Here is a 13,561-nt window from a genome sequence, read left to right as displayed (position 1 = left end):
GGCTCTCCATGACCACGACGACCGTCGCCCCTCCGGCGAGCCGTCCGGCTCGCCGACGACTCCGCGCCGGCGGCCGGCGCGCGCTGACCGCCTGGCTCTTCCTCGCGCCGTCGATCATCATCCTCGTCGCGTTCACGCTCTACCCGATGATCCAGGCGGTGTACCTCTCCTTCACCGACTACAACCTCATCCGCGCCGCAGAGTTCGTCGGCCTCTCCAACTACGTGGAGCTCTTCCAGTCCGGCCCGTTCTGGAACGCCTTCACCAACACGGTCGTGTACGCGCTGGTGGTCACGCCGGTCACCGTGATCCTCGCGCTGCTGTTCGCGATCATGCTGAATCAGGCGTTCCGGGGCCGGGCGTTCGCGCGGACGGCGATCTTCCTGCCGTTCATCGTGTCGCTCGGCATCATCGCGATCGCCTGGGCCTTCCTGCTCGACCCGAACATCGGGCTGCTGTCGTACTGGCTGAGCTTCGTCGGCATCGTGCCCGAGCAGGGCTGGCTGAGCGATCCCCGTTACGCGATGGGCGCGGTGATGCTCGTCGGCGTCTGGAAGAACGTCGGCTTCTACATGGTGATCTACCTCGCCGGCCTGCAGTCGATCCCGGTCGACATGTACGAGGCGGCCCGCCTCGACGGCGCCGGCCCCTGGCAGCGGTTCCGCAGCATCACGCTTCCGCTCCTGTCGAACCAGACGCTCCTGGTGATGGTGCTCGCCCTCATCGCCACCCTGCAGGCGTTCGACCAGATCTACGTCATGACGCGCGGCGGGCCCTTCTTCAAGACCGAGACGCTCGTCATGCTGATCTACCGCGAAGGCTTCCAGGAGCTGCGATTCGGTTACGCGTCGGCGATCTCGTTCGTGCTGCTGATCTTCGTGTTCATCCTCTCGATGATCCAGTTCGGCTACCTCCGCCGGAAGCAGGTGACCTACTGATGTCCGCCACCACTATTCCCACCGTCGAGGACGAGCGCGCCGTCGCCGGCCGGGTGCCGGCCCCTTCGCGCAGCCGCGCCGCGCGGATGCAGCGCGCGACGACCTGGCTGCTCGCGATCGTGTCGGTGATCATCGGGCTGCTGATGCTGCTGCCGATCATCTGGATGGTCTTCACGGCGTTCAAGCCCGAGGTCGACATCGTCACGTACCCGCCGACGCTGTGGCCGCGCGAGCTGACACTCGATCACTTCGTCGACGTCTGGAACCGCATCCCGTTCGCTCGCCTGTACATCAACACCATCATCTTCGCCGGCGGGGTCACCCTGATCTCGCTGCTCTTCGACTCGATGGCCGCCTACGCGCTGGCGCGCATCCCCTTCAAGGGCCGCGGCGTCGTCTTCGTCGGCATCCTGCTGCTGCTGATGCTGCCGTTCCAGGTCACGCTCATCCCGCTGTACGACATGCTCAACGGCATGGGGCTGACCAACACGCTCCCGGGCCTCATCATCCCGCGCATGACGAACGCGTTCGGCATCTTCTTCCTGACGCAGTTCTTCCTGTCGCTGCCGAAGGACCTGGAGGAGGCGGCTCGCGTGGACGGGGCATCCGAGTGGCGGATCTACTCGGGCATCATCATGCCCCTCGCCAAGCCGGCTCTGCTCACGCTGGGGCTCTTCCACTTCCAGTACAACTGGAACGACCTCCTGTGGCCGCTCGTGATGTCGTCCGAGGTGCAGACCTCGACGCTCCCCGCCGGGCTGGCGCTCTTCATGGGCCAGCACGTGGTCGAGTACGGACTGCTGATGGCCGGCTCGCTCCTCGCGCTGCTTCCCGTGATCGTGTTCTTCCTCCTCATCCAGAAGAGCTTCGTCGCGGGCATCGCCACCACCGGGCTGAAGTGACCGCTTCGCGCTCGCGGCCGAACCCGACCGAACACATGAGAAAGGACGCCGAATGACCGGCAGCCCCTGGTACCGCGACGGACGGATGCGCTACGGCGTGGGCATCGAGGACACGTTCATCCCGCAGGAGAGGATCGGGCACCGCAAGCTCGACGAGTACGAGCTCACGCAGCACTACGCGCGGTGGGAGGCGGATCTCGAGCTCGTCGCCGAGAGCGGGGCCGAGTTCCTCCGCTGGGGCATCCCCTGGTACCTGGTGGAGCCGGCGCCGGGCCGGTTCGACTGGTCGTGGACCGACCGGGTCGCCGCGAAGATGCAGGAGCTGGGCCTGCGGTGCATCGTCGACCTCATGCACTACGGCACGCCCCTGTGGCTCGAGAACTCCTTCCTCAACGCGGGCTACCCGGAGCGGGTCGCCGCGTACGGGCGGGCGGTCGCGGAGCGGTATCGCCACGTCTGGACCGACTTCACGCCCCTCAACGAACCGGTGGTCAACGCGGAGTGGTGCGGGCTGACGGGATCGTGGCCGCCCTACCTCGTGGGCGACGACGGCTTCGTGACGGTCATGATGCAGCTGGCCCGCGGGATGGTGCGCACTCAGCAGGAGATCGCGGCGGCGAACCCGGCGGCCGTCTTCGTCCACGTCGACGCCGGCTTCCGCTACGAGGGAGAGACGTCGCCCGTGCCGCGCGCGTTCCTCGACGAGCGGCGGTTCGTCGGGCTCGATCTGATCACCGGCCGGGTGCAGACCTCGTCGGTGCTGGGGGAGTGGCTGGCCTCGCACGGGGTCACGGCCGCCGAACTGCAGTGGTTCCGCGACAACGCGGTGAAGCCGGACGTCATCGGCGTCAACTACTACCCGGGCTTCACGACGGCCCGCATCGAGGACGGCGTCATGACGCCCGTGAGATCGGATGCCGCGGGCCTGCGCGATCTCGTCGAGCTCTACTCGGCGCGCTACGGCGGCGTGCTGGCGATCACCGAGACCTCGCTCGTGGGCACGCCGGAGGAGAAGATCGCGTGGCTGCGCGACTCCACCGCCGAGCTGACGGCGCTGCGCGACGAGGGACACGACATCGTCGGGTACACGTGGTTCCCGTTCTTCACGCTCGTGGACTGGCTCTACCGCTACGACCAGAAGCAGCCGGACGAGTGGTTCCGGGAGTTCGGCCTCGTCGACCTCGTGCGCGGTGCCGACCAGGGTCTCGAGCGCGTCCGGAACAGCGCGTTCCCCGCGTTCCGCGAGCTGGCGATCCGCGACCGCTGATCAGATACGAGGATCGGGTTTGTCGGCCTCAGGGAGGGTGGCGGCGTCGGCGGCGGCATCCTCCGCATCTTCATCGGTCAGCCCGGCCCGTGCCCGAGCGCGGCGCTCGGCCAGGCCGGCGGTGGCGTCGGCCAGCGGCTTGCGCAGGAACAGCACCGACAGGCTCAGTCCGATGAGGGCGGCGAAGATGGCGGCGAGCCAGTAGTACTCGCGCATGATGGGGAACAGCATGAGGATGCCGAACGGCACGAGGAACGCCAGCAGCCGCAGCACCGAGTAGACGATGGCCGAGCGCGCTTTCACCCATCCATCCTACGTTCGCCGCGGACGGGCTTCCGGCGACGGTTGCGTCACGGACCGCTCCCGGGACGCCCACGGCGGCCCCTGCCCGCCTAGGATGAGGATATGCCTCGGGTGCTCCTGATTCTGGGCCTGGTGGCGATCGCGTTCTGGGTCTTCACCATCGTCGACTGCGCGGTCCAGCCGCCCACGCGACACCGCGGCGTCAGCAAGCCGGCCTGGATCCTCATCGTCGTGCTCATCCCGGTTCTCGGAGGGATCCTGTGGCTCATCGTCGGCCGCGGCCGCGCCTCGGCGATCGCCGCCCGCAGAGCACCCGACGACGACCCCGAGTTCCTCGGCCGCATCGGCACGATCAGCGATCAGGACGAGCGCATCCGCCGACTCGAAGAGGAACTGGCGCAGCTCGACGCGGAAGAGGACGATCCCCGCCGGCAGCCGCCCGTGGCGCCTGATGCCACCGACGACCCCACCACGCCCGGCGGCGTGACGCCGGCGGCCGCCGGCGGCTCCGCGACGCCGGGCACGCCCCCGCAGCCGAAGCCGCCCGTCCGCCCCGCCGACGGCGACGACGACGCCCGCGGTCAGCGCGGGGCCATCGGCTGACGTGACCACCGCGGATCGCGCCGAAGGCGCGGACGATCTCGCCGCCGCGCCCGCGACCGATGCTGCCGCCGCGCTGCTGTGCCGGCTCGTCGAGCTGGGGGTGCGGCACGTCGTCCTGAGCCCCGGCTCTCGCTCGCAGGCGCTCGCGCTCGTCGCCGCCGAGCTCGAGCGGCGCGGCGCGATCGGCCTGCACGTGCGCATCGACGAGCGCGTCGCCGGCTTCACGGCGCTCGGCATCGGACGGGAGACACGGATGCCGGCGGCCGTGGTCTGCACGTCGGGAACCGCTGTGGCGAACCTGCTGCCGGCCGCCCTCGAGGCCCATCACGCCGGCGTGCCGCTGCTGCTCCTCACGGCCGATCGGCCGCCGGAGCTGCGGGGGGTCGGCGCCAACCAGACCACGCGTCAGCCGGGGATGTTCGCGCCGACGGTGCGCTTCGAGGCCGACGTGCCGGTTCCCGAGCACATCGACCCCGACGGCACCCACGAGCAGAGCGCGATGCTGCGTCTGCTCGCCGAAGAGGCCGTTGCGGCGGCGCTCGGCGCCGGCACGCGATCGCCGGGACCGGTGCACCTCAATCTGCCGTATCGCGAGCCGCTGTCGGCGGCGCTGCCGTCGTGGATGGGCGTGCCCGCCGCCGAGCTGCAGACGGCCGCCGACGAAGACCCCGACGGGCCGCCGGCCGAACCCGCGAACGAGGACGAGGCGTCCGGAGCGCTCTACCAGGGCGGCGGCGGGATCGGTGAGTCCGACGTTCCGGCCGAGCCCGAGGATGCCCCGCTCGTCCTCGAGCGCGGACCGCTCACCGTCGTGCTCGCCGGCGCCGATGCGGGCGCCGACGCGGAGGAGCTCGCGCATGTCGGCGCGTGGCCCCTCATCGCGGAGATCGTGAGCGGCGCGCGCTACGGCCGCCACCTGGTGCACGGCTATCGCGAGCTGCTGCGCGACCCCCGGCTGGGCGGCCGCATCGAGCGCGTGGTGGTGTTCGGGCATCCGACCCTCAGCCGCGAGGCCGCCGCGCTGCTGTCGGATCCCGACGTCGAGATCGTGGCGGTGCGGGGCCCGGGCGAGCCGCTCAACCTCAACGGCGCGACGCTGGCCGCCGACCGCATCGCCGTGGCCACCGGCGACCCCGACCGGGCGTGGCTCGGGGAGTGGCTGCAGGCGTCGCGCGCAGCATCCGTCGATCTCACCCCGCCCGCTCCCGATGCCGACGGGCTCTCGTCCGCCGTGCCGGGGGAGCGGCTCGGGGCGATCGCGGCGGAGCTCGGCGTGATCCGGGCGCCGGTCGACCGGGCGGCCCTGGTCGACGCGGTGTGGCGCGCGACCTGGCCGCACGACCGGCTCGTCTTCGGCTCGTCGCGGCTCGTGCGCGTGGCCGACCAGGTGCTCCCGGGCAAGAAGGTGCCCGTGCATGCGAACCGGGGGCTCGCGGGGATCGACGGCACCGTGGCGACCGCGACCGGCATCGCGCTCGCGAGCCAGGCCACGGGCAATGCGGGGGTGACCCGCGTGATCCTCGGCGACCTCGCGCTGCTGCACGACGCCGGAGCGCTGCTGCTTCCGCCGCAGGAGGCGAGGCCCCGCATCCAGCTCATCGTCGGCAACGACGGCGGCGGCACCATCTTCGACGGACTCGAGGTGGCGGCGGTCGCGGGCGCCGACATCATGGACCGCGTGCTCTACACCCCGCAGGCCGTGCAGCTCGAGCAGCTGGCGTCGGCGTACGGCTGGGAGTACCGCCGCGTGACGACGCGGTCCGCGCTCGACCAGGCGCTGACCTCACCGGTCGGCGGCCCGCAGCTCATCGAGGTTCCGCTCGGCCGTTGACCGTTCCTCAGCCGGTCCGCATGTCGAGCCTGGTCCGCGGGTGACCCGTCACGCCATGATGTCTGCATGATCGCCTCGAGCCAGAAGCACTGGAGCGGCGATGTCGCCGAGCTCCTCCGGGTCGAAGAGGGCTTCGTCCTCGCCGACATCGACACCGGTTCCACCCCCGGATACAAGAAGAACAAGGGGCACGCCGCCGACGATCTGAAGTCCGGCGCCACCGAGCTCAGCGAGTATCAGGAGCGGCTCTACGCGCGCAGCCGGGTGGATGCCACCAACGCCGCGGTGCTCCTGGTGCTGCAGGCGATGGACTCGGCGGGGAAGGGCGGCATCATCCGCCACGTGGTCGGCTCGGTGGATCCTCAGGGTGTCATGCTGTCGGCGTTCAAGAAGCCCACCGACGAGGAGCTCGAGCACGACTTCCTGTGGCGCGTCAAGCGGCGGCTCCCCGCCTCGGGGATGATCGGCGTCTTCGACCGCTCCCACTACGAGGACGTGCTGATCGGCCGGGTGCGGCGGCTCGCCCCCGAGAACGAGATCGAGCGGCGCTATGCGGCGATCAACGACTTCGAGCGGCAGCTGACCGATTCGGGCACGAGGGTGGTCAAGGTGATGCTCCACATCTCGCCGGACGAGCAGAAGAGGCGGCTCATGCGGCGGCTCGAACGCCCCGACAAGCACTGGAAGTACAACCCGACCGACGTCGACGAGCGCGCGCTGTGGCCGTTGTACATGGCCGCGTACCAGACCGTCTTCGAGCGCACCTCGACCGACCACGCGCCCTGGCACGTCGTGCCGGCCGACCACAAGTGGTACGCGCGGCTGGCCGTCCAGAACCTGCTGCTCGAGGCGCTCGAAGAGATCGACCCGCAGTGGCCCGCCGCCACGTTCGACATCGAGGCCGAGAAGCGGCGGCTCGCGGCGACCTGACCGGCGCGGCGCACGGCCCCGGCGCGGCCGGGGCCGCGATATGTTGCCGTATCCACGAAAAAGCTTGCGCGTCGGCCGGAGGTCTGTCTATCATCGCTTTCGAAGCGCTTCGCGAAGCGCTTCGACTCCTCGAAGGATGAGGAGTCCTCGCGGCAGGCACGGGCGCCGGCGCGAAGGAGGAGCGACATGGTGAAGATCAACGAGGTGGCCGAAGCCGCCGGCGTGTCGATCAGCACGGTGTCCTACGCCCTGAGCGGCAAGCGGTCGGTCTCGCCCGCCACGCGGCAGCGCATCGAGCGAGCGGTAGCCGAACTCGGCTATAGCCCGAACGCCGGCGCACGCATGCTCGCGGGCAGCAGGACGCAGATCTTCGCCCTCACCGAGCCGCTCCGGAGCGACTCCCATGCGCCCACGCACATGGCCTTCGTCCTCGCAACAGCCGTGGCCGCTCGCCGGAGCGAGTACGACATCCTGCTCCTCACCGAGGAGGAGGCCTCGGCCGGCATGGCGCGTGTCGCATCGACGGGACTGGTCGACGCGATCCTCGTGTTGGACGTCGCCCCTGACGATGAGCGCGTCTCACTCGCGCGCTCCATCCGCACGCCCACCGTGTTCATCGGCGTCCCGGACGATAACGAGGGCCTGGTCTGCGTGGATCTGGACTTCGACGCGGCTGCCGTGCTGGCAGTCGACCGCGTGGTGGATGCCGGGCACCGCTCCATCGGACTCATCGGCCAGTCGAAGGTGGCCTACGAGAAGTCGAACTTCCCTCCGCGGGTGCGAGGCGCATTCGAGCGGCGGGCCGGCGAGCGCGGCGTCGATCACGTGTTCCGGACGTCGGGCGACCGGCTCACCAGCGTCGAGGCGACGAGGGCGGCCGTCGGCGAGATGCTCGACGGCGGCGCGACCGCCCTTCTCGTGCATGCCGCGGACGACGTCCATGCGGTCGCGCTCGCCGAACTCGATGCGCGCGGCCTGTCGATCCCCCGCGATGTGTCGGTCGTGTCCGTGGCGGCCTCGTTCGACACGGCGACTCTCGCTCACCCCATCGATGTCATCCCGCTGGAGCCGCAGCCGTCCTGCGACCTCGCCGTCGAACTGGCGGTGCGCAGCCTCACGCCCGAGGGCGTGGAGCCGGGACTCCACCTCCTTCCCCCGTCCTACCGCGACCGGGGGTCAGTGGCCCCTCCGCCGGCGCGTCGGGACTGACGCCCCCATCCCGTTCACCCGCCGTTTCGGCCGCCGTGTGTCGAAGCGCTTCGACAACTTCATATCGAACCCCTACATCCCTGCACGGGACCGAGAAAGGAGTGCCGACGATGGCACGCAACACCCCAAGTAGGACCCTCGCGGTCGTCGGCGCCCTGTCGGCCGCGGCCCTCGCCCTCGCCGGCTGCGCCGGCGGCTCGGGTGACTCCGCTGACTCGAACACGCTGCGCCTCTGGCACTACGAGGGCGAAGACAGTGCGATGGCGAAGGCCTGGAACGAAGCGATCGAGGTCTTCGAGGACGAGACCGGCGCGACGGTCGAGTTCGAGCAGAAGTCGTTCGAGCAGATCCAGAAGACCGCCAGCCAGGTGCTCGACTCGGACGCCGCTCCCGACCTCATGGAGTTCAACAAGGGCAATGCGACGGCGGGCTTCCTCGCCTCGACCGGCCTCATCACCGACATTTCCGACGCGGTCGACGAATACGGCTGGGCCGACAAGCTCGCCCCGTCGCTGCAGACGACCGCGAAGTACTCCGAAGACGGCGTCATGGGCGGCGACGCCTGGTACGGCATCCCGAACTACGGCGAATTCGTCGGCGTGTACTACAACACCGATGCCTTCGCGGCGGCGGGTCTGCAGATCCCGACGACGTACGACGAATTCGTGGCGGTGCTCGACGCGTTCGTCGCGAAGGGCATCACGCCGCTCGCCGAGGCCGGCGCCGAGTACCCTCTGGGTCAGCTCTGGTACCAGCTGGCGCTGAGCCGGGCCGACCGCCAGTTCGTGAACGACTACCAGCTCTACGAGAACCCCGTCGACTGGCAGGGCCCCGAGTTCACGTATGCGACGGACACGCTCCAGGAGTATGTCGAGAACGGCTACATCGCGAGCGACGTCTCGTCCGTCAAGGCAGAGGACGCCGGGGTCTCGTTCATCAACGGCACCGCGCCGATCTTCGTCTCGGGCTCGTGGTGGTACGGCCGCTTCGTCGAGGAGGCCGGCTTCGACTGGACCCTCCGGGCCTTCCCGGAGGCGACGCTCTCCCTGGGCTCCTCGGGAAACCTGTGGGTGGTCCCTGAGAACGCCGCCAACAAGGAGCTCGCGTACGAGTTCATCGACATCACGATGCGCCCCGAGATCCAGGCGATCATCGGCAACAACGGCGGCGTGCCCGTCGCCGCGGACCCCGCCGACATCACCGACGAGAAGAGCGCAGAGCTGATCGCGACCTTCAACGGGATCCTCGATGACGACGGGCTCTCGTTCTACCCCGACTGGCCCGCGGCCGGCTTCTACGACGTCATCGTCCGTGAGCTGCAGGGCCTGGTCACCGGCGCGCAGGACGCCGCGACCACGAACGCCAACCTCGGCGCCGAGTACGAAGAAGGAACAGCGGACTTCCGCTGACCCGACCGTGGTGGGCGGCGGATCTTCGCCGCCCACCGCTCCGGAGGAGTCGCATCATGGCCGTCATCACCCGCGCCGAAACCGTCGCGCGCCCCAAGCTCCCGCCCGAAGAGCCCTCGATCCCGCAGCGCAGGGGCGGCACCGCCGGCTACTGGATCTACCTGCTGCCCGGGTTCGTCCTGCTGCTGGTCATCGTCATCGTCCCGCTGCTCTTCAACATCTATCTGACCTTCACCAAGTGGCGGGGCGTCCGCACCCCGGAGTTCATCGGCCTCGAGAACTGGCTGAAGATCTTCGTCGACGAAGACTTCTGGACGTCCTTCACGAACTCCATCTGGATGGTGGTGGCGATGGTCGTCGTCCCGACGACGATCGGCCTCATCGTCGCCGCGCTCCTGTTCGACGTGGTCGGCCGCAAGTTCGGCGGCAAGGTCGGCAGCTTCCTCCGGGCGACGTACTATCTCCCTCAGATCCTCCCCATCGCCGTCGCCGGCATCGTGATCGGGTGGCTCTTCCGCCCCGGTGCCACCGGTGCCATGAACCAGGCGCTGAGCGTGTTCGGCATCCCGGCCGTCGACTGGCTCGGGCAGATGCCGTCGGCCCTCCTCGTCCTCATGGCGGTGCTCGTGTGGGTGCAGCTCGGCTATCCGATCGTGGTCTTCATGGCAGCGCTGCAGCGTGTCGACCCGGAGCTGTACGAGGCGGCCGAGCTCGACGGCGCCAACTGGTTCCAGCGTTTCGGCGCGATCACCCTCAGCATCATCCGGCCCGAGGTCTTCGTCGTGACGCTGACGTGCACGATCGCCGCGCTCAAGGTGTTCGGTCCGGTATACGTCATCACGCAGGGTGGTCCCGCCGGCGCGACCCTCGTGCCCGCCTACTACGCCTACAGCGAGTTCTTCACGAAGCGGAACATCGGCTACGGCGCGACGATCGCCACCGTCCTCACGATCCTCGTCGTGATCGTCTCGATCATCTTCATCCGCGTGCAGAGCTCGCTGGAGCGCAAGGAAAGGGCGGGACTCTGATGGCCGCCACCACCGCGATCGTCACTGCAGGCAAGCAGCGCCGCACCCGTGGCGGCATGACGAAGAAGCGTCCCCTGGACTGGGTGTTCCTCGTCGCCGTCATCCTCGGCGCGGCCGTCGTGATCGTGCCCTTCTATCTGATCCTCGTCAACGCCTTCAAATCGCCGGTGGACTATGCGACGTCGGGCCCGTTCGCCCTGCCGCAGGCCATCGACCTCTCCGGCATCCAGGCCTTCTGGGAACGGGTGAACTTCCCGCAGAAGGTGTGGAACTCGATCTTCATCTCCGGCGCCGTCGCCGTGATGGCGGTGCTCATCTCGGTGCTCAATGCGTTCGCCATCGGCATCGGGCGAGTCCGCGGTCGCACCTGGATCGTGCTGCTGTTCCTCCTCGCGAACCTGCTCCCGCAGGAAGCGCTGCTGTACCCGCTGTACTACATGTTCAAGTCGGTGGGACTGTACGACAGCGTGTGGTCGGTCATCATCGTGTTCACCGTGGTGCAGGCCGCGTTCGGCACCTACCTCCTGGCATCGGTCTACGGCACGTTCCCCAAGGAGGTGCTCGAGGCGGCTTCGCTCGACGGGGCGTCCCGGTGGCAGATCCTGTGGCGCGTCGTCTTCCCGATCAGCCGCCCGACGCTCGCGGTGCTGCTCATCTTCTTCTTCATCTGGACGTGGAACGAGTTCCTGATCCCGCTGACGTTCCTGCCGTCCAACGCCAACCAGACGGTCCCCGTCGCGATCAGCGTGCTGACCGGCGATCGCCTCATGGACGTCACCACGACGGCCGGCGCGGCGCTCATCAGCATCGTCCCGACGATCATCTTCTTCCTCATCTTCCAGCGCACCCTCACGCGGGGCATCACGGCAGGAGCAGTCAAGTAATGAAGTTCACCGACGGGTTCTGGCAGCTCAGGCCCGGAGTCACCGCGGTCTACGCGCAGGAGGCCTACGACATCTGGAAGACGGATGCCGCCGCCGACGGCGAGGGCATCGTCATCACGGCCCCCACCCAGGTGATCGACCGCCGCGGCGACACCCTCAACCGTCCGGTGCTGACGGTCACGCTCTCCTCGCCGCTCGAGGGCGTCGTCCGGGTGCGCGTGTCGCATCACACCGGGCGCGGGTGGCATGGAGGCTTCGAGCTGCCCGGTGCCGGCGGGTACGCGGATGCGGTCGCCGTCGTCGGCGACGAGGGGGGAGCGCTCACGTCGGGCCGGCTCACGGCGCGCATCGCGCGGGGCGCGCCGTGGTCGCTCTCGTTCGAGGTCGACGGGACGCGGGTGACGGGGTCGGGCCACAAGGCCCAGGGTTACGTGCAGCTCGCGGAGGGCGCCGACGTGGCGCACGGCGTCGCGGGCAACGCCCGCAGCGGCCTGGGTGCGCCGACGTCGCACACGTACCTTCACGAGCAGCTTGATCTCGGGGTCGGCGAGCTGATCTACGGCCTCGGCGAGCGCTTCGGGCCGGTCGTCAAGAACGGCCAGACCGTGGAGATCTGGAATGCCGACGGCGGCACGTCGAGCGAGCAGGCCTACAAGAACGTGCCGTTCCACCTCTCCAACCGCGGCTACGGCGTGCTGGTCAACGACCCGGGCCACGTCTCGTACGAGATCGGCTCGGAAGCCGTCGAACGCGTGCAGTTCTCGGTCGCGGGGGAGGAGCTCGAGTACTTCGTCATCGCCGGGCCGGCCCCGAAGGACGTGCTGAGCCGGTACACCGCGCTCACCGGCCGCCCGCCGATCGTGCCCGCGTGGTCGTACGGACTGTGGCTGTCGACGTCGTTCACGACCGACTACGACGAGGCGACCGTGACGTCGTTCATCGACGAGATGGCCGCGCGGGAACTCCCGGTGTCGGTCTTCCACTTCGACTGCTTCTGGATGCGCGAGTTCAACTGGTGCGACTTCGAGTGGGATCCGCGGACGTTCCCCGACCCCGACGGCATGCTCGCCCGTCTGCACGAGAAGGATCTCAGGGTCTGCGTCTGGATCAACCCCTACATCGGCCAGCGCTCGCCGCTGTTCGCCGAGGCCGCGGCATCCGGTTTCCTCGTGAAGCGCCCGGACGGCTCCGTGTGGCAATGGGACCTCTGGCAGGCCGGCATGGCGCTCGTGGACTTCACGAACCCCGACGCGACCGCATGGTTCCAGGCGAAGCTGCGGGCGCTCCTCGATCAGGGCGTCGACTGCTTCAAGACCGACTTCGGCGAGCGCATCCCGCTGGAGGTCGAGTACTTCGACGGCTCCGACCCGTCGCGCATGCACAACCTGTACACCCAGCTCTACAACCAGGCGGTTCACGATGTGCTCGTCGAGGCGCGGGGTGAGGGCGACGCCGTCGTCTTCGCGCGCTCCGCGACCGCGGGCGGGCAGTCCATGGCCGTGCACTGGGGCGGCGACTCGACGTCCACGTTCGCGTCGATGGCCGAGACGCTCCGCGGTGGCCTGTCGCTCGCGCTGAGCGGTTTCGCGCACTGGAGCCATGACATCGGCGGATTCGAGGGCACCCCGGACGCCGCGGTCTACAAGCGCTGGACGGCCTTCGGCCTGCTGGGGTCGCACTCGCGCTTCCACGGTTCGAACTCGTACCGGGTGCCGTGGGCGTTCGACGACGAGGCGGTCGAGGTGACACGGGTCTTCACGCACCTGAAGATGCAGCTGATGCCCTACCTGTTCCAGGCGGGCGTCGATGCCGCTTCCACCGGCGTGCCGGTGCTGCGGCCGATGCAGCTCGAGTTCTGCGACGACCCGGCGGTGGGATACCTCGACCGGCAGTACATGCTCGGTCGCGACATCCTCGTGGCGCCCGTCTTCACGGAGTCGGGCGACGTCGAGTTCTACCTTCCCCGCGGCACGTGGACGTCGCTCCTCACCGGCGAGGTCGTGCGCGGCGGCTGCTGGCGCACGGAGAACCACGGCTTCACCTCGCTGCCGCTCTATGTGCGCGGTGGCGCGGTCATCCCGTGGGGGGCGCGAACGGATCGTCCGGACTACGACTATCTCGAGGGATTGCAGCTCCGCGTCTTCCCGGGCGGTGAGGGCGAGGCATCCGTCACCGTCACGAACCCCGACGGGCGCAGCGAGTCGTTCACCGTGGACCTCTCGGAGGTGACCGAGTGACGACGGTGGCGGATGCCGCG

Annotated in this window: 12 protein-coding genes; 11 read left to right on the top strand and 1 reads right to left on the bottom strand. The window is 69.2% G+C overall.

Going from position 1 to position 13,561, the window contains the following annotated elements:
- Positions 1-8 precede the first annotated feature (8 nt).
- From ACN9MP_RS14900 to ACN9MP_RS14890, 3 genes are read left to right on the top strand one after another with little or no spacing between them, the layout of a single operon-like run.
- Positions 9-938: a carbohydrate ABC transporter permease gene (locus ACN9MP_RS14900; RefSeq protein ID WP_426321421.1), complete on the top strand. Its 930-nt coding sequence runs from the start codon at positions 9-11 to the stop codon at positions 936-938.
- The gene (locus ACN9MP_RS14895) at positions 938-1,840 is read left to right on the top strand and encodes a carbohydrate ABC transporter permease (RefSeq protein WP_426321420.1); all 903 of its coding nucleotides are present in this window, start codon (positions 938-940) and stop codon (positions 1,838-1,840) included. The genes ACN9MP_RS14900 and ACN9MP_RS14895 overlap by 1 nt, the downstream gene beginning before the upstream one ends.
- Positions 1,841-1,892: 52 nt before the next feature.
- A complete protein-coding gene (locus ACN9MP_RS14890; RefSeq protein WP_426321418.1) occupies positions 1,893-3,107 on the top strand; it encodes a family 1 glycosylhydrolase in 1,215 nt (404 codons plus the stop codon).
- Here the strand turns inward: ACN9MP_RS14890 and ACN9MP_RS14885 are convergent, their stop codons facing one another.
- Complete coding sequence (locus tag ACN9MP_RS14885) at positions 3,108-3,410, bottom strand: DUF4229 domain-containing protein (protein WP_426321416.1); 303 nt, start codon at positions 3,408-3,410, stop codon at positions 3,108-3,110.
- Positions 3,411-3,512: 102 nt separating this feature from the next.
- Between ACN9MP_RS14885 and ACN9MP_RS14880 the strand changes: the two genes are divergently transcribed.
- The 8 genes from ACN9MP_RS14880 to yicI all read left to right on the top strand — a co-directional run bounded on the left by ACN9MP_RS14880 (position 3,513) and on the right by yicI (position 13,541).
- A complete protein-coding gene (locus ACN9MP_RS14880) occupies positions 3,513-4,013 on the top strand; it encodes a PLD nuclease N-terminal domain-containing protein (RefSeq protein WP_426321414.1) in 501 nt (166 codons plus the stop codon).
- Position 4,014: 1 nt separating this feature from the next.
- Positions 4,015-5,844, top strand: coding sequence for a 2-succinyl-5-enolpyruvyl-6-hydroxy-3-cyclohexene-1-carboxylic-acid synthase (menD, locus tag ACN9MP_RS14875; RefSeq protein ID WP_426321412.1), 1,830 nt, complete (start codon positions 4,015-4,017; stop codon positions 5,842-5,844).
- A gap of 66 nt (positions 5,845-5,910) precedes the next feature.
- The gene (locus ACN9MP_RS14870) at positions 5,911-6,774 is read left to right on the top strand and encodes a polyphosphate kinase 2 family protein (RefSeq protein ID WP_426321410.1); all 864 of its coding nucleotides are present in this window, start codon (positions 5,911-5,913) and stop codon (positions 6,772-6,774) included.
- 186 nt (positions 6,775-6,960) lie between these two features.
- On the top strand, positions 6,961-7,983 hold the full coding sequence (locus ACN9MP_RS14865; protein WP_426321408.1) for a LacI family DNA-binding transcriptional regulator: 1,023 nt from the start codon (positions 6,961-6,963) through the stop codon (positions 7,981-7,983).
- 110 nt (positions 7,984-8,093) lie between these two features.
- Positions 8,094-9,392 (top strand): ABC transporter substrate-binding protein, encoded by a 1,299-nt coding sequence (locus tag ACN9MP_RS14860; protein WP_426321406.1) that lies wholly within the window; start codon positions 8,094-8,096, stop codon positions 9,390-9,392.
- Positions 9,393-9,448: 56 nt separating this feature from the next.
- Positions 9,449-10,420: a carbohydrate ABC transporter permease gene (locus tag ACN9MP_RS14855; protein WP_426321404.1), complete on the top strand. Its 972-nt coding sequence runs from the start codon at positions 9,449-9,451 to the stop codon at positions 10,418-10,420.
- Complete coding sequence (locus ACN9MP_RS14850) at positions 10,420-11,304, top strand: carbohydrate ABC transporter permease (protein WP_426321402.1); 885 nt, start codon at positions 10,420-10,422, stop codon at positions 11,302-11,304. Before ACN9MP_RS14855 ends, ACN9MP_RS14850 begins: the two co-directional genes overlap by 1 nt.
- Positions 11,304-13,541: an alpha-xylosidase gene (gene yicI / locus ACN9MP_RS14845; protein ID WP_426321400.1), complete on the top strand. Its 2,238-nt coding sequence runs from the start codon at positions 11,304-11,306 to the stop codon at positions 13,539-13,541. Before ACN9MP_RS14850 ends, yicI begins: the two co-directional genes overlap by 1 nt.
- Positions 13,542-13,561 lie beyond the last annotated feature (20 nt).

Source organism: Microbacterium sp. E-13, from assembly GCF_049912955.1.
GTDB lineage: Bacteria > Actinomycetota > Actinomycetes > Actinomycetales > Microbacteriaceae > Microbacterium.
The sequence above is the reverse complement of the archived record's forward strand: the minus strand, read 5'-3'. Positions and strand labels throughout refer to the sequence as shown.

What these genes read in the sequence shown, in the direction of transcription:
- ACN9MP_RS14870 (WP_426321410.1), top strand. Translation starts at nt 5,911, where the DNA reads ATGATCGCCTCGAGCCAGAAGCACTGGAGCGGCGATGTCGCCGAGCTC.
- ACN9MP_RS14895 (WP_426321420.1), top strand. Translation starts at nt 938, where the DNA reads ATGTCCGCCACCACTATTCCCACCGTCGAGGACGAGCGCGCCGTCGCC.
- ACN9MP_RS14880 (WP_426321414.1), top strand. Translation starts at nt 3,513, where the DNA reads ATGCCTCGGGTGCTCCTGATTCTGGGCCTGGTGGCGATCGCGTTCTGG.
- yicI (WP_426321400.1), top strand. Translation starts at nt 11,304, where the DNA reads ATGAAGTTCACCGACGGGTTCTGGCAGCTCAGGCCCGGAGTCACCGCG.
- ACN9MP_RS14890 (WP_426321418.1), top strand. Translation starts at nt 1,893, where the DNA reads ATGACCGGCAGCCCCTGGTACCGCGACGGACGGATGCGCTACGGCGTG.
- ACN9MP_RS14855 (WP_426321404.1), top strand. Translation starts at nt 9,449, where the DNA reads ATGGCCGTCATCACCCGCGCCGAAACCGTCGCGCGCCCCAAGCTCCCG.
- ACN9MP_RS14850 (WP_426321402.1), top strand. Translation starts at nt 10,420, where the DNA reads ATGGCCGCCACCACCGCGATCGTCACTGCAGGCAAGCAGCGCCGCACC.
- ACN9MP_RS14860 (WP_426321406.1), top strand. Translation starts at nt 8,094, where the DNA reads ATGGCACGCAACACCCCAAGTAGGACCCTCGCGGTCGTCGGCGCCCTG.
- ACN9MP_RS14900 (WP_426321421.1), top strand. Translation starts at nt 9, where the DNA reads ATGACCACGACGACCGTCGCCCCTCCGGCGAGCCGTCCGGCTCGCCGA.
- ACN9MP_RS14865 (WP_426321408.1), top strand. Translation starts at nt 6,961, where the DNA reads ATGGTGAAGATCAACGAGGTGGCCGAAGCCGCCGGCGTGTCGATCAGC.